At 66.9% G+C, this 17,298-nt stretch carries 14 protein-coding genes and 2 pseudogenes; 4 read left to right on the top strand and 12 right to left on the bottom strand.

The features are described from left to right. Nucleotides 1-287: 287 nt before the first annotated feature. The 9 genes and pseudogenes from A4R44_RS50655 to A4R44_RS23400 all read right to left on the bottom strand — a co-directional run bounded on the left by A4R44_RS50655 (nucleotide 288) and on the right by A4R44_RS23400 (nucleotide 7,841). Nucleotides 288-470, bottom strand: coding sequence for a hypothetical protein (locus tag A4R44_RS50655; protein WP_232791739.1), 183 nt, complete (start codon nucleotides 468-470; stop codon nucleotides 288-290). A gap of 132 nt (nucleotides 471-602) precedes the next feature. Further along, nucleotides 603-986, bottom strand: a pseudogene (locus A4R44_RS52530) (alcohol dehydrogenase catalytic domain-containing protein); the annotation flags it as partial. Between the two features lie 140 nt (nucleotides 987-1,126). Next, nucleotides 1,127-1,462, bottom strand: a complete 336-nt coding sequence (locus tag A4R44_RS23425) for a hypothetical protein (protein WP_067584461.1) — start codon at nucleotides 1,460-1,462, stop codon at nucleotides 1,127-1,129. A 190-nt stretch (nucleotides 1,463-1,652) separates the two neighbouring features. After that, nucleotides 1,653-2,927, bottom strand: coding sequence for a M20 family metallopeptidase (locus A4R44_RS23420; protein ID WP_067584458.1), 1,275 nt, complete (start codon nucleotides 2,925-2,927; stop codon nucleotides 1,653-1,655). 3 nt (nucleotides 2,928-2,930) lie between these two features. Then, on the bottom strand, nucleotides 2,931-3,638 hold the full coding sequence (locus A4R44_RS23415; protein WP_067584455.1) for a succinylglutamate desuccinylase/aspartoacylase family protein: 708 nt from the start codon (nucleotides 3,636-3,638) through the stop codon (nucleotides 2,931-2,933). Between the two features lie 34 nt (nucleotides 3,639-3,672). Next, nucleotides 3,673-3,945: pseudogene (locus A4R44_RS52525) on the bottom strand (succinylglutamate desuccinylase/aspartoacylase family protein); the annotation flags it as partial. 16 nt (nucleotides 3,946-3,961) lie between these two features. Then, nucleotides 3,962-5,542, bottom strand: coding sequence for a sugar ABC transporter ATP-binding protein (locus A4R44_RS23410; RefSeq protein ID WP_161269839.1), 1,581 nt, complete (start codon nucleotides 5,540-5,542; stop codon nucleotides 3,962-3,964). Continuing rightward, nucleotides 5,539-6,696, bottom strand: coding sequence for a substrate-binding domain-containing protein (locus A4R44_RS23405; RefSeq protein WP_095213546.1), 1,158 nt, complete (start codon nucleotides 6,694-6,696; stop codon nucleotides 5,539-5,541). Before A4R44_RS23405 ends, A4R44_RS23410 begins: the two co-directional genes overlap by 4 nt. Then, on the bottom strand, nucleotides 6,693-7,841 hold the full coding sequence (locus A4R44_RS23400) for an ABC transporter permease (RefSeq protein ID WP_095213545.1): 1,149 nt from the start codon (nucleotides 7,839-7,841) through the stop codon (nucleotides 6,693-6,695). Before A4R44_RS23400 ends, A4R44_RS23405 begins: the two co-directional genes overlap by 4 nt. A 188-nt stretch (nucleotides 7,842-8,029) precedes the next feature. On the opposite strand from A4R44_RS23400, the gene A4R44_RS23395 reads away from it, so the two are divergent. Next, entirely contained in the window at nucleotides 8,030-9,022 is a 993-nt protein-coding gene (locus A4R44_RS23395) for an Lrp/AsnC family transcriptional regulator (protein ID WP_067584450.1), read from the top strand. Between the two features lie 1,000 nt (nucleotides 9,023-10,022). On the opposite strand, the gene A4R44_RS23385 is transcribed toward A4R44_RS23395, so the two are convergent. Next, complete coding sequence (locus A4R44_RS23385; protein WP_067584444.1) at nucleotides 10,023-10,970, bottom strand: glutaminase; 948 nt, start codon at nucleotides 10,968-10,970, stop codon at nucleotides 10,023-10,025. 404 nt (nucleotides 10,971-11,374) lie between these two features. Here A4R44_RS23385 and A4R44_RS23380 point away from each other — a divergent pair, with 404 nt between their 5' ends. The 3 genes from A4R44_RS23380 to A4R44_RS23370 all read left to right on the top strand — a co-directional run bounded on the left by A4R44_RS23380 (nucleotide 11,375) and on the right by A4R44_RS23370 (nucleotide 14,903). Continuing rightward, nucleotides 11,375-12,148 (top strand): hypothetical protein, encoded by a 774-nt coding sequence (locus A4R44_RS23380; protein WP_157904975.1) that lies wholly within the window; start codon nucleotides 11,375-11,377, stop codon nucleotides 12,146-12,148. A 944-nt stretch (nucleotides 12,149-13,092) separates the two neighbouring features. Next, nucleotides 13,093-13,767, top strand: a complete 675-nt coding sequence (locus A4R44_RS23375; RefSeq protein WP_067584438.1) for a trypsin-like serine protease — start codon at nucleotides 13,093-13,095, stop codon at nucleotides 13,765-13,767. Nucleotides 13,768-14,165: 398 nt separating this feature from the next. Continuing rightward, complete coding sequence (locus A4R44_RS23370; RefSeq protein ID WP_067584436.1) at nucleotides 14,166-14,903, top strand: hypothetical protein; 738 nt, start codon at nucleotides 14,166-14,168, stop codon at nucleotides 14,901-14,903. Nucleotides 14,904-15,143: 240 nt separating this feature from the next. Here A4R44_RS23370 and A4R44_RS23365 read toward each other — a convergent pair whose 3' ends face one another. Then, nucleotides 15,144-15,470: a hypothetical protein gene (locus A4R44_RS23365; RefSeq protein WP_067584433.1), complete on the bottom strand. Its 327-nt coding sequence runs from the start codon at nucleotides 15,468-15,470 to the stop codon at nucleotides 15,144-15,146. Beyond that, nucleotides 15,467-16,267 (bottom strand): hypothetical protein, encoded by an 801-nt coding sequence (locus A4R44_RS23360; protein WP_067584430.1) that lies wholly within the window; start codon nucleotides 16,265-16,267, stop codon nucleotides 15,467-15,469. The genes A4R44_RS23365 and A4R44_RS23360 overlap by 4 nt, the downstream gene beginning before the upstream one ends. Between the last annotated feature and the right edge of the window lie 1,031 nt (nucleotides 16,268-17,298).

Raw genomic sequence — 17,298 nt, 5'->3', positions numbered from 1 at the left:
CGTGGGGTGCAGTGGCTCTGCCCGCGGGGACGTACTGAAGGAGCGAGCCGACCCCGGTTGGAGCGGGCGCAGTCAGGAACCGAATCGAGAGCACCGCCGGCGTGGGCTTCGGACCCGGACGAGATCGTCTTGAGCGTCTCGTAGACAGCCGGGGCGGCCAGGACGCGCATTTGTCGCTTCGATGGCTGCGAACGCGATCGGGTTGGGGTTGCAGGTTCCTGCGTGGGTGACGGCGTTCGTTACCTGGTCGATCAGGTCCGCTCGGCCGACGACAGTGCTCTGGGTGATCATCCGGTCATCGCCTTTCCGCAGACGGACAAGTCCGGGAGCACGCCGTGTTTCTCGGCCGCGCCGCCGCGTGCGATCCGGAACCCGGCGATCACCTCGTCGAAGCTGAGGACGAACACGGTGCCGCTCGGCCGGACTTTCGCGGTGTTGACCGCTTCCCCGCTCCGATCGTGACCGCGCATCCGATCAGGGCCTCTTGTCCGAACGGGACGTCGCTGCGGATCGCGATCGCGGCCGGTTCGGGCAACGAGTGTGACCTGGCCGAACGTTCCGTTCCCGGCGAATCTGTGGACGTCCCGTTCGTCGGTCGTGGTGACGCGGGTTCGGCCTGCGAATGACAGGTGGTCGGCCAAGTGCTGGCCGAGAACCTCGCAGAGGACGGGCCTGCCGCTGACGCAGTAGCAGCATCGGCGGCACGACAGGGTCGAGGACTGGACGACGTCCCCGCCCTGCACCAGGGTCGTGGCGCCTTCTCCCGCACTCCCGACTATTCCGGTGCCTTCGTGACCGCGGATCGTCAACGCGGGCGCGTCCCATTCCCCTGCGAGCATGTGCAGGTCGCTGTGGCACACCACGCTTGCTTGAGCCGCACCAGTACCTCGCCAGGGGACGGCGTGTCGGGGACCGAAACTCGCTCGACGGTCAGCGGCACGTGCGGCACCCGAAGACGGCGGCGTCGAACTCGGCAGGCATGGCATTCAGCGGACGTGGCAGGTTTCCCCGTTGAGTCAGGTAACGGGGGCGCAGCCGAACCGATTTCGGCGAATTCCGCAGTCCTCGGGTGACCGGTTAGGTACGCTCGGCGCTGGTCCGTCCCGTCCGGCCGCAGCGAAGGAGTTCACATGTCCGATCCGGTGGCAGACCTGGCGATGAAGGCCGCGACGACCATCGTCGCGGCCATGGCCACGAGCACCGGGGCGACATCGAAGCGCAGCTGGGTCGAAGCGCCGACCGGCTGGAGAGGACGACCGACGTCGACGCGGTCCGGGACCGGCAGATCACGCGGTGGCAGGAGGAGCTGGAGGACCTGGTATGCGACCGGCCGGACCTTGAAGGTCGCCTGCGGACGCTGATCGAGGATGTGGAGGCTCAGCTCCCAACCGTCCAGGCCGTGGCGAGCCCGCCGGTGCCGGTTCAGATGGCGTTTATTTGCGCCGTGAGCACGGGTGCTCAACGGTCCCCGACCTCCTCAATCCGGGAAGTTGCCCGCAGCTAGGTCTCGCATCCGGCACACACTTGAGGCGCCAGAGCGGCACCAAACGTCCGGCCCGCCCGCACACAGCATCTCCGTCGTGGACTGCTCCCGGCTGCGCGGCGAAACCGGGCACTCAGCCGCACGTATCCGTCGCTACAGAGTGCAGTGGTTACGGCATTTCCGGCGCATGTCGATGTCGTCCGTCGCCAGGAGCTGAGTTCGGAGCCGAGTGTTTTCGCTCCTCGAGGCGGGACCGGATGTCCGTGTTCTGCGCTACGTCGATCACTGTCCAGGCCAGGCCGATGGCGGCGTCGACCACCGCATCGTCACCCCTGCGGGAACGGCTCGCGGCGGTGAAGGCGGGCTGGTGGTTGGCGACGTCCGGCGAGCAGATGCTGATGTGCGGATGGATGCTGGGGACGAGCTGGCTGATGGCGCCGAAATCAGTGGATGCTGTGAAACGAGAAGCGTGTTCGAGGTTGCAGAATCGCCGGCCGAGGTGTTCAGNGTGTTCAGCGTTCCGCTGGTAGATACTGGCGATTTCGGTGTCGTGCCGAACTTCCGGAAGCGGTCGCGGATTCCTGCGGAGGACGACCTCGCAGCCGGTGGACACCGCGGCACCGCGGAAGCATGCTTCGACTCGGTCCAGCACTTGGTCCAGGACTGCTTTTGCAGGCGCGCGGACGGCATACTTTCCTCGCGAGAGCGCCGGGATAATGTTCGGTGCGCTCCCGGCCTCGGTGACGATGCCGTGGATGCGCACGCCTTCGGGCAGTTGCTGACGGAGGAGAGCGATACCGACTTGCGCGAGGTTGGCGGCATCGGCGGCGTTGAGCGCCAGGTCCGCGGCAGCGGCGGCATGCGAACCTTTTCCGATGAATTCGAAAGTGAAATGAGTTGCTGCGATCAGCGGCGGAGCCGGATCGTCGAATGGCGACGGGTGAGCCATCAGAACGAGATGCGGTTCGTCGAAAGCGCCTCGCTCCAGAAGGATGACTTTCCCGGCTCCGTCTTCCTCCGCTGGGGTGCCGAGAACCTCGACGGTGAGGTCGAGGTCGTTCGCGACTTCGCGAAGTGCGCAGGCTGCGGCGACGGAAGCCGCGGCGATGATGTTGTGGCCGCAGGCGTGCCCGATTTCCGGGAGCGCGTCGTACTCAGCGCACAGCGCGACGTGGAGCGTCCCTGACCCGGCTCGGGCCGACAGCGCGGTTTCGAGCTCGTACGCGGGTTTCCGGACGTCGAACCCCTGCGCAACCAGTGTTTCGGCCACGAGCGCAGAGGATTCGACCTCTTGGAACGCCAGTTCGGGTTGAGCATGGATGGCGTGGCTGAGCCGCAGCCAGAGATCACGGGAGGCTCGGACGTACCTCTCCGTGATGGTCTTGGTGCCAGCGGTCGCCTCGCCCGAGCTGCCAGCTGCGGTCGTGGTGATGTCGGCGGCCACGCGTCACGCCTCCAGCTTCGCGACAAACGCCAGTGCGTGTCCTCCGTTAACCGCCATCGTTCCGTTTCGCTGGTGCGGGCTTGCGAGGTACGCCCAGGCGAAACCGGTGATCGGCATGCGGACGGTGTCGACGATCGCGCCGGTCATGTCGACGATGTGAACGACTTCCTCGCCCTTTTCCAGCAGCGCTCCGGGCTCGCGAACAGGCATTGCGATTCCGCTCGCGGAGGCGGCGAGGAGGCCGTGAAAAGTGAAATCGCCGTCGAGACGGTGTGCGTCCTGCGGCGTAACCGGATCGGTCAGCATGCCCAGTGCCGACATGACATTTCGGACCCCGGCGACGCCGAGGTCGTGGCCGAGGTACCCGCGGGTGTCGACCAGTTCGACCATGAGCCCGGGTTTTCCGTGGGCGGACGCCGCCGCGGCCGGGTGACCGTCCATCCGGCCCACCATCTGCGCGGTGTCGTCATCGGGCTCGGTCATCCGGACGGAGGTGAACCCGAAGCTGTCGGCCATGAGCCGCTGCTGTTGCCGGACCGACTCGGAGGAGCACGAGTCCTCGAATCGCATGGACATCGGTACCGCAGGCTCTACGTTGTTGTGCAAGTCGATGTAGTGGGTGGCGGCGTCGAACAGCGGCCGCAGCGCGGCACCGAGCCGCCGGGTGGCCGAGCCTTCGGGCGAGGCCGGCCAGTAGCAAGGCAACCCCATGTGCATGCCGTCTNGAGCCGTAACTTGACTGGTCGAACGCAAGCGGGTTCGTGACCGGCACCGAAATCACCGTGCCGGCCAGGGTCCGCGGGTCGAGCGCAGACACGAGGCTCAGAAGCGCGCGCGTCCCGACGAGTTCGATGCCGTGCGTCGCCCCGGTGACGAGCAGCACGGGACCTGGTTCCGCACCGTGGACGACGGTCACGGGGATCTCCACGCCAGCACCTGAGGGCAGGGCCACCGCGGGCAGCCGAAAGTGGCGCACCGACGCCGGCGGGACTGTGATGGTGTCGATCGTGAAGTTCATCCGATCCTCCTTGAGGTCATTCGGCGGACATGCAAACGTGCAGCAGTTGCCGGTGGTTCAGGTTCTCTCCGGCGAGTTCTGTGGTGACTCGCCCGTCGTGAAACACGAGCACGCGATCGCAGAGGTCGGCGAGATCCTCGTATTCGGTGCTCGCGATCAGCACACAGCACCCCGATTCCGCGGCGCGAACGATGAGGTGGTGAATGCTTTCCTTTGCGCCGACGTCGACCCCGTTCGTGGGTTCGTGCAGCCACAGGACTGTCGGCCCCATGGACATCCATTTCATGAATAAGATCTTCTGCTGGTTGCCTCCGCTGAAGGCGGAGAACGGCATTCCAGCGAGCGGAGGCCGCACACCGGCGTCACGCATGACGGCGGCGGCGTCCTCGCGTTCGGTGCGCCGCACGCGGCTCCGATTCTTCGCCTGCCCGACTTCGACCAGCGTGAGGTTCTCGGCTGCCGACGCGGCAGGCACTCCGCTGGCTGCGCGACGATCCGCCGGCAACAAGCCCATCCCGAGTTCGATGCAGCGGTGCGGGGACAGCTTGTGCTGGGCGAACTCGCGGTCGCCGATGGTGACTGTTCCGGTTCCTCTGGAGGCTCCGAATCCCAGGTACGCGATCTCTTCGAACCCGCTGCCCAGCAATCCGGTGAGCCCGACGACTTCTCCTTCGCGGGCGGACAAGGTAACGTTCTTCGCCCGTTTACCGCTCAGGTGCGACACCTCGATAGCGACGCGGTTGGCGTGGGCGTCGCTCGAGCGCCGGGTCGGTTGAAGATGGCGACCGAGGATTGCGTGCACGAGCTCGTGTTTGGCAGTGTCGGCCAGATCACGAGTGCCGACCAGAACCCCGTCCCGCAAGATGGATGCCCGATCGCAGACCTCGAACACCTCGTCCAGGCGGTGCGACACGAACACGATTGCGTGGCCTTCGCCGGCCAGGTCCCGCAGGATGCGGAACACGCGGTGGACGACGTCGGCGGGCAGGAACGCCGTCGGTTCGTCCAAGACCAGAACCTTGGCGGCGCTGTGGTCGCGTCGCAGGAAGGACACGCCGCGCACGATGGCCAGAATCGCTCGGTCCACCTCGCTCAGGTCGCGCGTCAGCGCCCAGGGCGCGGCGTCGATCTGGTACTGCTCGAGGACCTTCTTGGTGAGAGATGTCTGTTCCTTCCACCGGAGCCGGCCCAGACGGTTGGTCAGGAAGTGTCCGAGTCCCAGGGTCTCGGTGACTGTCGCGGTCGGGACGAGCCCGAGGTCTTGGTGCACGAACACGAATCCCAGAGCAGCAGATACGCTGGGGGAGACGGGCAGTTCGTGCTGGCGGTCTCCGGCGGAAAGCGACGGTCCGCTCGGAAACCGGCCGCGGGCGTCGGGGGCGACCTGGCCGGCGAGAATCTTGATGAGAGTGGACTTGCCCGAGCCGTTCTGGCCGAGCAGCGCATGAATTTCTCCTGTCCGCACCGCGAACGTGACGTCATCGAGCACGAGCCGCTGCCCGTAGGTCTTCGACAGGTGCCGGGCGACGAATGCCGTCTCGGGCGCTGCAGCGTCCGGTCCCGCGACTCCCGGTCCGTGCTGTGCGCGGGTGTTCACGAGATCCCCCACAACGTGCGGTAGGCCCGCTGGTAGTCGAATGTCCCGTACCAGGTCTCGGGGTTCGCCAGGTCCAGACTCTTGACGTTGCTGTGCACAAACGTGCGGTTGGCCACTGGCTCGTGGGCTACTGCGGGTTCTCCGGCGACGACACGCTGTGCTTGATCGACTGCCGCCCAGCCCATCCACCGCAGCGGAGTTCCGACGGTGGCCGCGACCGGATCGGACAAGCCGCCTTTCAGCACTTGCATCGTGGCCGCGACGGCGTTGTTGCCGACGAGCTTCACCTGCCGCCCGGCGAGCGATTGCAGAGCGGGCTTCACGCTGGTGAACATGTCGTCGACGACGGTGACGACGTAGCTGATGTCCGGGTTCCGCAGGAGGACGGCGTTGACCTGGGGGCCGAGCTGGGTGGGCCATTGCGCGATCGGCGAGTCCAAGGTGCTGGTCTTGCAGTCCGGGCACATGCGCGCCAGCCGTGAGGTGAACTGCACTTCGTCGGCGTTGCTGGTCGGGAAGGTGGAGGAACCCACGAAGAGAACGTGAGCCGCGCATCCGCTGTTGGCTGCCACGAAGTCGGCTTGCCGTGTGCCCACGTCGCTGGGAGCGGCCGCGATCGCCGAGACGCCGATGGCTTGCAGTTCGGCCGGCACTGCGCCCGGATTCAGGGCGGCGACCGAGACCAGCGGGATGTCGTGGTTCTTGGCGTTGCGGATGCTCGCGGACACCGCGACCGGGTCCGTGCCCTGCAGGAGGATCACCCGAGCGTTGCCGGACACGGCCTGGTCGATGAGGGAACCGGCCTTGGCCGGGTCGCCGCCGCTGTCGGACACCGAAACCGTCGCGCCTGCGGCTGAGGTTCCGCTTTTGACCCCGGCGAGCACTTCTTGGCTGAACGGAAAGCTGAGCCCGCTCGCGATGTAGGAGACGGTTGCGTGGCGAAGGGGGTTCGGGTGGGTGAGCGCCGGAAGGTCGAGCGAATCGGCGGCGTACGGCGCAGTGGCCGACCGCAAGGCATCGGCCGCGGCCGAGTTGGGGCAGGCCCGCGCCGCTCCCCCTGTCGTCGACGGACTCTCCACGGCCGCGCTGCACCCCGTGGCGAGCGCGAGGCAAGCCGCCAGGGCACCCGTCCCGATCACGCGATACGTATTCATGCCATGTCCTTTTCCAGTTCGTTTCGCGCACGGCCGATCTTCGACCGGCCGCCACGTGTTTTGCTGATCATCCGGCTGGCATAGGCGGACAGGCCTACGCCGAGGATCAGCGCGACGCCGTAGAAGACCTGCGAGATCCACCCGGACAGACCGAGGAGTTGAAGTCCGGCGATGCCAGTGGCCAGGAAATAGGTCGCCACCGTCGTACCCGGGATGTTGTAGCGGCCGGGCGTGAAACTGGTGGCTCCGAGCATCGTGGCCGCGAACGGCGCCAGCATGTAGCTCACGCCCGCATTGGGATCAGCGGACCCCAGTACGCCGGCGAGCAGGACACCCGCCAACGCCGCGCAGACGCTGGAGACGATCAGCGCCCCCGCACGGATCGCGTCGACACGAATCCCGGACAGTCTGGCGACCTCGCGCCCGGCGCCGGTGAAGAAAAGCTTTCGGCCGAGCGCGGTGTGCTGCAGGACGTACCAGGCAACGACCGCCAGAGCGATCGCATAGAAGAACACGAGCTGAATGCCGCCTGCCGTGCTGCGCGCGACGTTGACGAGCGTCGGGGAGATTCCGCTGACCGTAAGATTGTTGATGCCCAAGGAAGCGCCCAACAGAACGGACCCCATGGCCAGCGTGACGATGAGCGAATTGATCCCACCGGCGACCGCCAGCACTGCGTTGACACCGCCGACGAGAAGGCCGATCGCGAGGGCCACCAGGACAGTCGGCAGGACCGGCCACTTGTTCTGCACGTTCAGATAGCCGACCACCACCAAACACATCGTCAGCGTGCCGCTCGACGACAAGTCGAATTCGCCAGCGGCGAGCGCCACCGTGACACCGATGGCGACGATCAGGAGCGTCGCCTGCGAACTCAGGATGTAGGAACCGTTCGCCGGGGAGAGAAAGCTGTTCGGCATCAGCACACCGAACAGCAGCACCATGAACAGCCAGGTGATCGGCAGGCCATAGTTCGAGCTGATCGCGAGCCCTCCCCTCCGAGGTCGCGATGCCCGCTCGGGACGCACGCGGGAGGCGGTCGTCGCCTTGCCTGCCGCACTGCCGTCCGGAGCAGGCCCTCGGCCGCCGGGCGCGGCACCGGTCTCGTCCTGCGACATGTCAGCTCGGCCGGAATCAGCCTTCACTTGACGACCTCCTTAGTCGTTCGCCTTGTGCTGCCCCCGGCCCCGTCTGTGTGGCGTGTCCACTTCCCGAGCAGGTGCCCCGGAGACGTAGCATCCAGCGATGAGAAGTGTGCTTCTGTGTCCTCCGAGCGGTCCGAAAGTTCAAGATGTCGACTCTTGAGGGTCCTTTTGAGACAGAAACGAACGTCGTGCGCGAGAGCGACTTGGCGTTGGTCGAGGCGCTGCAGCGCCAACCGCGCGCGTCGTGGGTCGACCTCGCGAAGGTGCTTGACGCCGCTCCGGTCACTCTTGCACGACGATGGGAACAGCTCCGTCAGGCAGGACTCGCCCGAGTGACCGTCACCCCGGGGCCGACCTTCGGCCGCACCGGCGTGAACGCGTTCATCACCGCAGATTGCGAGCCCGCGCGCACCGACGCGATAGCGCAGGCTCTGCTCAGCAACCCCAGAATCGCCACCATCCAGGTCACCGGCGGCGATCCCGACTTAGTGTTGATCAGTTTCGCGCCCGACATCGCTACGCTGCACACCGACGTGTTGCGGCACTTGCAGCAACAGACTGGAGTCCGAGCGGTGTGCGTGTCGCTGACCACCGACTTGCACACCGAAGCCAGCCAGTGGCGCGTACAGGCACTGGATCGGAACCAGTCCACCAAACTCGGGGGCAACAGAGCCGGACCGCCAAACCCAGTTCCTCGGCCCGACGACACGGACAAACACCTCGTCAACGTGCTCTCGCAGGATGGCCGGATGAGCTACACCGAACTCGGGGCCGCCCTCGGCATGAGCACCACCACGGTCCGGCGCAGACTGAGCCACCTCACCGGCAGCGGCCTCCTGCGACTGCGGTGCGATATCGCCACCCGGCTGTTCGGCTGGCCGATCGTGGCCACCCTCTGGACCCGCGCCCCCTCTGCCCATCACGACCAGATCGCCCGCGAACTCAGAAGCCGGCCCAGCATTGGTGTCATCGCATCGACAACCGGACGCTCCAACCTCCTGCTCCAGCTCTTCCTCCCCACGATCGAACTGCTCCCGCAGATCGAGGCCGGACTAGCGGAGAAGTTCCCTGCCATCCACATCGTCAACAGCACCTTCGACCTGCGCACGCTCAAACGCATGGGCTGGGAGCTCGATGAAGCAGGAAGAAGCGTCCGTTTGATCCCACTCGTGCTCTGGTAGAGAGTGCTACGTCGAACAGGCTCGTCCGGCTGCCGCGTCGGGGGCAGTGCTGCCCGGAATGCCGGCGCGGCACTGCGGTGAAGAGCGCTCGTCGCCGCGGTGCCCCCGCCGCGCGAGGCCCCGTTGAAGCAGATCGCCAAGGGTGCCAGGCCCCGCGAAAGGCGACGCCTGTCTGACGCAAGGCATTCTGTCGGGAAACGGCCTTCCCGCCTGTCAGCGGGCTGGCCGCGGCCGACGCACCGATCGCAGTGCCAGTCGCGGTGCCGCCCAGAACAGCGACGATCAGCGTCTTGACGTGGTTGCCACCTGGACCGCGTTGTGACAGGGAGCCAACAGCTCGCGCAAGGCTTTCGTCCTCCATGGCGGCGAGGACGGAACAGCTGTTCGCTGGCCAGTGCTTCGCGAGAAGCGCCGAGCGCGGAACCACCTCGGTCGATGCAGCCGCGGGTGCTTCGGCCCCGGCGCAGGCATCCGCCGTCACACCCCTCCACGGCGGCGCGCTCGATCAACGGGTGCAGGAAACGGTCGTGCACCTCGTGCCCTAGAGTCGCCGGCACCTGCGCGAGACCGTCTCGGCTCGAGGTCTCGGCCAATGCGAGATCCGTGTGAGAACGGCCTTTCCAACGCCCGGTCGAACGTCCGGACCGCCTGCGGGTGGCGAAGATGACTCTGCAACACTATCAGCGGGCTTTTCCGGACTTCGTCAGCAGCTCGTTGGTCGAGCGGGCCGCGCTGCTGCTCGCCAAACTACTCGAATGCCGCGCTGCGCAATGACGATCGGACGACGGCTGAACTGGCTGGCGGATTTGATCGAACGGTTAGCGAGCCCGCCGCCGCGACCGGCGCGGGGCTTCGGGATTACCTCCGTAGGTTAGTATAGAACACCCCGCAGTCGGCCGGTGACAATCTGCCACCGGGTGCGGGTCTCCTCAGACGATAGAGCTGGCTCAATGATCGCGTAGTCACGCTTTGCCAATGTGGTGCCTGGCCAGCAGGAAAGTCAGAATACCGACAGGCCGGTGAGAGTGGTGAATCGGTCGAGCGCGTCGACGCCCGCGACGGAGTTGCCGCACCGGTCCAGAGCCGGGCTCCATACGCAGAGTGTGCACAGGCCTGGTACGACTGCGAGGATTCCGCCGCCGACGCCGCTTTTGCCAGGCAGTCCGACCCGAAAGGCGAATTCCCCGGCGGCGTCGTAGGCGCCGCACGTCAGCATGAGCGAATTGATCTGCTTCGTCGCCCGGCGGTCCAGCAGGCGGGAGCCATCGCCGCGCAGGCCGTGTCGTGCCAGGAACAACCCTGCGGTGGCCAGATCTCGGCAGCTCATGGCGATCGAGCACTGCGAGAAGTAGTGCTTGAGGACGTGGGTGACCGGGTTCTCCAGGTTGCCGTAGCCGGCCATGAAGTGTGCGAGCGCGGCGTTGCGGTCGCCTTCTGCCGCCTCTGATGCCGCCACGACGGGGTCGAAGTCGACGTGCGGGTTTCCGCTTTCGGTGCGCAGCAGTCGCAGCACCGTCGCGCTGGCGTCGCCGGTCAGGGTCAGCAACCGGTCTGTCACCACGAGTGCTCCGGCGTTGATGAACGGGTTGCGTGGGATGCCCTCCTCGTGTTCCAGCTGCATCAGCGAGTTGAATGGGTCTCCGGAAGGCTCGCGTCCGACCCTCGTCCATAGCGATTCGCCGCTGCCAGCGAGCGTGAGCGCCAGGGAGAAGGCCTTTGACACGCTCTGGATCGAAAATGGTGTCTGCCAGTCTCCGACCCCGATCACCTCGCCGTCGATACCGGCCACGGCGAACCCAAATGATGTCGGGTCGACTTGGGACAGCGCCGGAATATAGTCGGCGACTTGCCCCTTGCTTCCCGCTCCGGATCCGACCTCCTCAGCGATCTTGAGCAACACTGGCAATAACCGTTGCCCCTGGATGTCGGATCGTTCCTCGACCGTCATAGCAGCTCCTTGGTCTCGTCACCGTGGATGCCATCTCGCGTGGCGACCCGTATGACACCGCGCCGCTCACGGCCGACAGCGTGGACGAGAGCGGACGTCTTCTCCCCGCTCACGATGGCCGGCGGCCATTCGGGACCTGCTCGGGTCGCCGCTTCAACGTCCTGCGAGCGCGCAGGACCGGGCGCACGAGAACGGTTCGGCGACCGCGTGGCGTCGGTCGTCGCTTTGGGAAGCAGCCGGTTAGACTGCCAGGCCCACCCAGTGGACGGAAGTGCCGCATGTCGAACGAGAATCCCAAGGGGGAACGGGCATTTCACCATGTTCTGCGTGAGGCTGTGCGACGCAGCGGGCTGAACTTGGAGCGCATCCGGTTTCGGCTGGCGCAGCAGGGACACCAGCTGAGCGTGGCTACCCTGAGCCTGTGGCAGACCGGACAGCGCCAGCCGGAACGCCGTGAATCGCTGGCCGCCCTGACCGTCCTGGAACAGATCCTCGCCGTGCCGAGCGGAACGCTGTTCTCCGCCCTGGGACCGCCCCGGCCGCGGGGGCCGGGGCCGAATGGACAACGCCGCGTGCCCGTGGAGACAATGTGGCCTGCCGATCCAGGGGTGCCGTCGTTGCTGCGCGATGTGGACGGCGAGGACGAGTTCCTGGCGCGGTTGAGCCATCACGATCTGCTGACGATGGAGTCCGATGGCACTGAGCAGTCCGTGCGGGTGCGCCTGGTGCTCAGAGCGACGAAGTCTGGCGTGTCCCGGATCCCGATCGCGTACGCGACGGATCAACCGCAGGCGACGGCCCCGCTGATCCGTCCACTGCGGCATTGCGCGGTCCGCACGGTGGAGTACCTGCCGGAGCACGGTTACCTGGTCGCCTCGTTGCAGTTCGACCGGGAGATGGCCCGTGGGGAGGTGATCTTGGTGGAATACGAAGTGCGTCCGGCGCCCACGTCGACGCGGACGGTACGACACGAGCGCAAGCTCCGCTTTCCCGTGCGGGAGTACTTCTCCGAGGTCAGCTTCCACCCCCAGGCTGTGCCCGCGCGTTGCTGGTGGATGTTCAACGGTGACGAGGTGATCGAGCGCGGTGGCGAGCTTCCCATCGATCGGACGCATTGCGTGCAGCTCGCGGTCTCCAACGCCAAGCCCGGCCGCTATGCGCTGCACTGGGAATGGTGAATGAGTCGGCCATCTGACTGGTGGCGTGGGTGCGCAATCACCGGCGAGGGCGAGTCGCAGGCTGGCTTCGGCTGCGCGGCCGTCCAGGGCCCGCTGGCGGCGGACACGGCCATCCGCGCGACCCGAGGTTGTCGACGAGGTGTCGCCGGAGAGGTACACGTCGATCAGTTCGCCGTTCTCGACTGCCCGCGACCATCGAGGTCGCTCGGTCCGATGAAGTCGTCAGGGAAACCGCACGAGGCCTTGACCGGGGCTGCGCGCCCACCGCTGAGTCTTCACCCGGTTCACGCGGCGAGTCGGACTGTAAGAGCGACTCACAGCCGACTCAAGGACAAAATCTGGCCACCCGAGCCCATGCAGGGCCATCACCTGCGATTTCTCGCTAAATCTGTCAAGAATTAATAATTGCGGGCTGGACAGGCCGGTAACCCGCAGTTGCTGAACACGCCACATGCCCGCACCGCGCACCACAACCCACGACACGCGCAGGTACGCCCACAGAGGACAAGTGCCGCCATAGGCGAACTCCGACACCGCCCTGCGACGTTCAATCTCAAGCGCACCACCCGCCGTGCACTCCGAGACGACGACCGGGCGCGGAGCGAGACGACCACCGCAGGCCTCGCGTCGGGCCGCAGTTCGGCCCTACGAAAGACGGGTTTTGACCAGCCCGCCTTCGTCTCTGATCAACAACCCCGAACTCTTTCGCACGAAATGACAAGCGTGAACCGGCACCAGAAACATTTACTGTTGACAGGTTGCCGTGCATCTGGGCTGATCTCGGCGTTGGCCTGTCATAACCGGGAATTCACAGTCTTGAAATGTCCGCCCGTCGCTCTTACAGTTCGCCTCGCCGCCTGCGGACCTGCGTCGAACAGGCGGTGAGCGCGGAAAAAACGCTCTCCAGGTCACCCTCCATCTGTACCTGACATTGGGAGATTCCTGTGCGTATCAAGCGTAATCTGATGGCCCTGTGCGGTGCCGTCGCCGTGACCCTCGGCGGTACCGCTGTCGCCTCCGCCGACCTCGGCCCCGGACATGCCCAGCCGAACATCATCGACGGCACCTACGCCCAGTCGGGCCCATGGGCGGTGGCCCTCATGCTCAACGGGCAGCAGAACTGTTCCGGGTCGATCATCAACTCCCGGTACGTGCTGACCGCGAAACACTGCGCCACGTCGGGCTATACCTTCCTGGTCGGCGACGTCGACCGCACCAAGGGGCAATCCCGCAAACCGGTGCGCTCCATCACCCATCCCTCGGCCGACATCATGCTCTACGAGCTGAACTCCCCGGTGAGCACCACCTCCGCCGAACTGACCAGCAGCGCGCCGAGCGTCGGCAGCACCGAGCAGGTCTACGGCTACGGCCGCACCGAGTCCGCCCGCGACTCCCGCTACCTCAAGACCGCGAACATGAAGGTCACCAAGGTGTCCAGCACGTTCATCGACGCCACGAGCATCAACGGCTTCACCGGCCCCGGCGACTCCGGCGGCCCGGTCTTCCAGAACGGCAAACAGATCGGCGTGCACTCCTACGGCGACACCAACGCCGGCACCTCCGGCCACGTCAACCTCGCCACCTACCGCCAGTGGATCCTGAACAACACCGGTTCCTGACAATCGAGGGGTGTCTGCCCGGGCGGAAACAGTCCGGGCAGACACCCCTTTGCCTGTCGGTGCACCGCCGCTTCGCCTCGTGTGCGACAAGCCCGACCGGTCCCCTCGGTCGAAGACAGGAACCTGCCGCGAGGCGAACACGGCCGTTTCAGAGCGAACACCAAGCGCTCCACACAGCATCGCGGTCCTCGTCCAGATGTCACAGTCCGACGAGGCCTGGCCGAGCACCGGCTCGCCGACCGGACTCGACCGAATCCACTGTCGACGGGCGGGCGGCGATCGACGCGCCGCCGCCTCCGTTCGAGGCGTTCAAGCCGCTGCACTGCGGAGGTTGCACTGTGGCTGTGATCGCGGTGTCGACCCATCCTCGCCGTAGGCCCCGGGGCGGAACGACCCAGGTGACGGCGTTGTACCGCCTGCCCCCGAACGGAGAGCACGACCCGGGCTGCCCCTACGACTTCAAGAACCGCGCCGAGAACCTCATCCGCGACAGCCGCGGCACCCTCGTCAAAGACGGCGAGGACTACGAGCTGCGGCTCCCGGACCCCGACACGATCGAACCGCCTGACCCGCTGCCGCCCGGCAAGCCTGGCAAACCCACGGCCCGGCTCGCCGTGACCGCCTCTCCGTACAGGCTCGTCCCGGCGCTGAGCACTGCCGCCGGCATCGTGCGGCTCTTGCACGAGTTCGACGACGACCCGGACGCGAGCAGCCGGTTCCGCGCCCGATACGCAGGCAGGACACTGCGCTGGAACGATTTCTGCCGCGGCGCGAACGAGGCCGTCGCGATCGCCGGCTATCTCGAACACGGACCTGCGGCACGGCATCCGCTCGCGCTGCACGGCATCGTCCGGGACATCGGCACCGCCCACTCCGGCAACACCCACCAGTTGCGCGACGAGCACGAGGACTACCTCGACCACTCGGGCGCACGACGGCGTCTGCGCGTCGTCGTGCGGTCGAGAAACCCCGGTGCCTTCGCCCAGGTGCGCCCCGGCGACCGATGGCTCGGCTACGGGCACTGGAAGCTCTGGTCCGCGCCGAGCGTTCCCGTCGCTGAAGTCCAGTTGTGGATCGACGGCCCCTGGTCGCTCACCACCTGGAACGAGGACAACGGCTCCGACCGGCGTGCGTGAACCGTCCTCGGGCATCCCATTGAGGACGCGGCAGATCTGACGGCGGCCCGCCGTGATGTACGGCTTCCGCGGCTCGCAGCCGCGCCGGGTTGCGGACGGGTCAGCGCGCGACGCGGACCAGCCGGGCGGGATATCGGTCGGCGGTGCGCGGGCGGGGAATCGTGACCGGCAGACCCCGCAACAGACGAACGGTGGCTCACTGTCCCATGGACGATGAGCCACCGTTCGTCTGTGTCGCGGTTAGCTGCTCTGCTGCCGTTGAACCCGTTCCCGCTCCTGGCGGGCCTCGATCCGGTTGAGGATCACCGCGATGGCGCGGATCTGTTCTTCGGTCATCGGCGGCCAGTCCACCACGATCGCGGCCCACCGGTCGATCGCTTCGGCGTCCAGTCGTGCTTGTTGCTCGGCGTAGGTCTCCCGCGCGGCCGATTCGGGGTCGATCGTGTCGGACTTCGACTCGTCGGCGGTGGTGGTGTCGTGATCGTTGGGAGTGTCTTCGCTGCTTCCTCGCCTGGTGTGCCGCCGGTCGGCGGAGGGTGCGAAGCGTCGGGCGGGGCGGCCAGTCATCGCGCCTCGATCGCCGGAGAGGACTCGCGGCGCATCTGCGGAATCGGCTCCGGTGCGCGCTGAGCAATGGAACGGGCCGCGTGCGTCAAGGCGGTTCCGGAGTCGTTCCGGAAGATCAGCAGGTCGGTGCGCTTGCTGGCGTCCACTGCCTCGGCGGGCACGGTGACCGAAGCCGGCGGACAGGACCGGAGAAGTCGGTCGCGATCGACGGGGGCGAGTGTGACGATGACGTGCCGGGCGTAGCGCATTCCGGCGTTGGTCGCCGCGGTGGTTACTGCACCGGCATAGTCGGCGAACCGTCCTCGTCCGGCCTCGTCGTGGAGGGCGACCGCGAGCGCTCCGTCCGGTGCCAGCCACCGTGCCCAGGACCGGTACGGCTGGCCGTCGGCGTCGATCCAGGGGGCAGGCAGTTCGGCGGCGAGCAGAAGGGCCACCGAGCTGTCCTCGGGTGTGCGCGCGCCGCCGCCGGTCCGACGACGGCAGCCTTCGGCGGTGACGGTTTCGGGGTCGACGCAGAGGACTCGGCGGGCGCCCGCGCTGTCGGCGACTGCGGTGATCCGGGCGGCGTCCGGGCCGGTCACGGCGATGGTGTCGCCGGGTGCGGCGAGGGCGGTCACGGCCCGGGTCACGAGGCTGCGGGTGAGGCCCTCGATCAACGGCGGCAGGCCGTGTTCGTCGGCGGGAGCGGGCGGACACAACCAGATTCCCAGCGGTGCGGACGCGGTTTTCCTCGCCTGCGTTTCGGATTGTGCTTCGATTCCTGACGAGGGTTCCGGCGCGGCAGGAACAATATCCATGGTGAGTGTCCTCGCAATTCGCTGCGACGGGTTCTAACACTGCTCTAAAGCGCGGTTCTGCGCCGGATTTTGCAGGCGAGTTCGAACTTTCGAGGGTCCTGTCACCCTGCGCTGCGCCTGCGGGCAAGGATCCGGTTTCCCTTCGTCAAGGCCGAGCTTGCGGCCTGAGCGGGGGCGCTGACCGAGACGCGTCTCGGGGACCGTGGTTGCCCCTGCCCCAAGGTGCCCGAGGGTGTCGGGGACGTGGGTCCTGGCGTCGCCCGCGTTCGTCCCTGATGTCGTGGGGGAAACGCTGCGCCCCGCCTCCGCATCGTGTGCGGTAGCTGCGTTCGGGCCCTGTGCTCCGGGGTTGCCCGGTGGCGTCCCGCGATGGCAGATGGTTCGCGCGTGCGTCGCGCCGGAGCACTGTATCGACGCGGCGCGCGACCGGTCTCCCGCGCCGTCGTCTGCGCTGCCGTTCGGCTGCACGTGCGCGCATAGGCGTCGGGTCGAGACTCCATTTTGTAGTGACGTCTGTCCGAGCGGAACTCGGCTCGGGAAAACGGTTTGGTCCGACGTGTGTTCGGCTCCGTCGCGGGAGGGCCTCGCTGCTGCGACCGGCAGTTGTCTCGCGGAGCGCGCTGTCGCGTGCGCCCGGCTCTTCTGTCTCTCGTCGATGGGAACGCCCGGCTCCGCCGGCTCTGTCGTGGGCACCGTCGAGGCTCCCTCGCCCCGCAGCGCTTGGCGGGTGGGAACGTCCGCGAATTCCGGCAGTGCGTGATCCGCGGCGGCACCGGCTTGGATCTTCCGCGTTCAGCCTGGAGCAAGCGGTCGGCAAGCGCGGCATCGCTGGCTCGGCCCGCCATTTTTCGCGGAGTTTCCGCTCGGCCCCGCGACCGCGCAATTCCCCTTGCAGATTCCTTGCATTGCAGGTCACGGGATGCGCGAGGCCGTCCGGCGGTTCGCTCCGGGCGGGCGGAGTGGTTCCTGGCGGTTTCTCTGCGGCCCGGTTTTCACGATCGGCGGGGAAGGTTTCGGCAAGCGGTCTTCGG

This window comes from Amycolatopsis sp. M39 (assembly GCF_001651785.1).
Taxonomy (GTDB): Bacteria; Actinomycetota; Actinomycetes; order Mycobacteriales; family Pseudonocardiaceae; genus Amycolatopsis; species Amycolatopsis rubida.
Note: the sequence above shows the minus strand (reverse complement) of the source record. Positions and strands in the feature narration are given on the sequence as shown.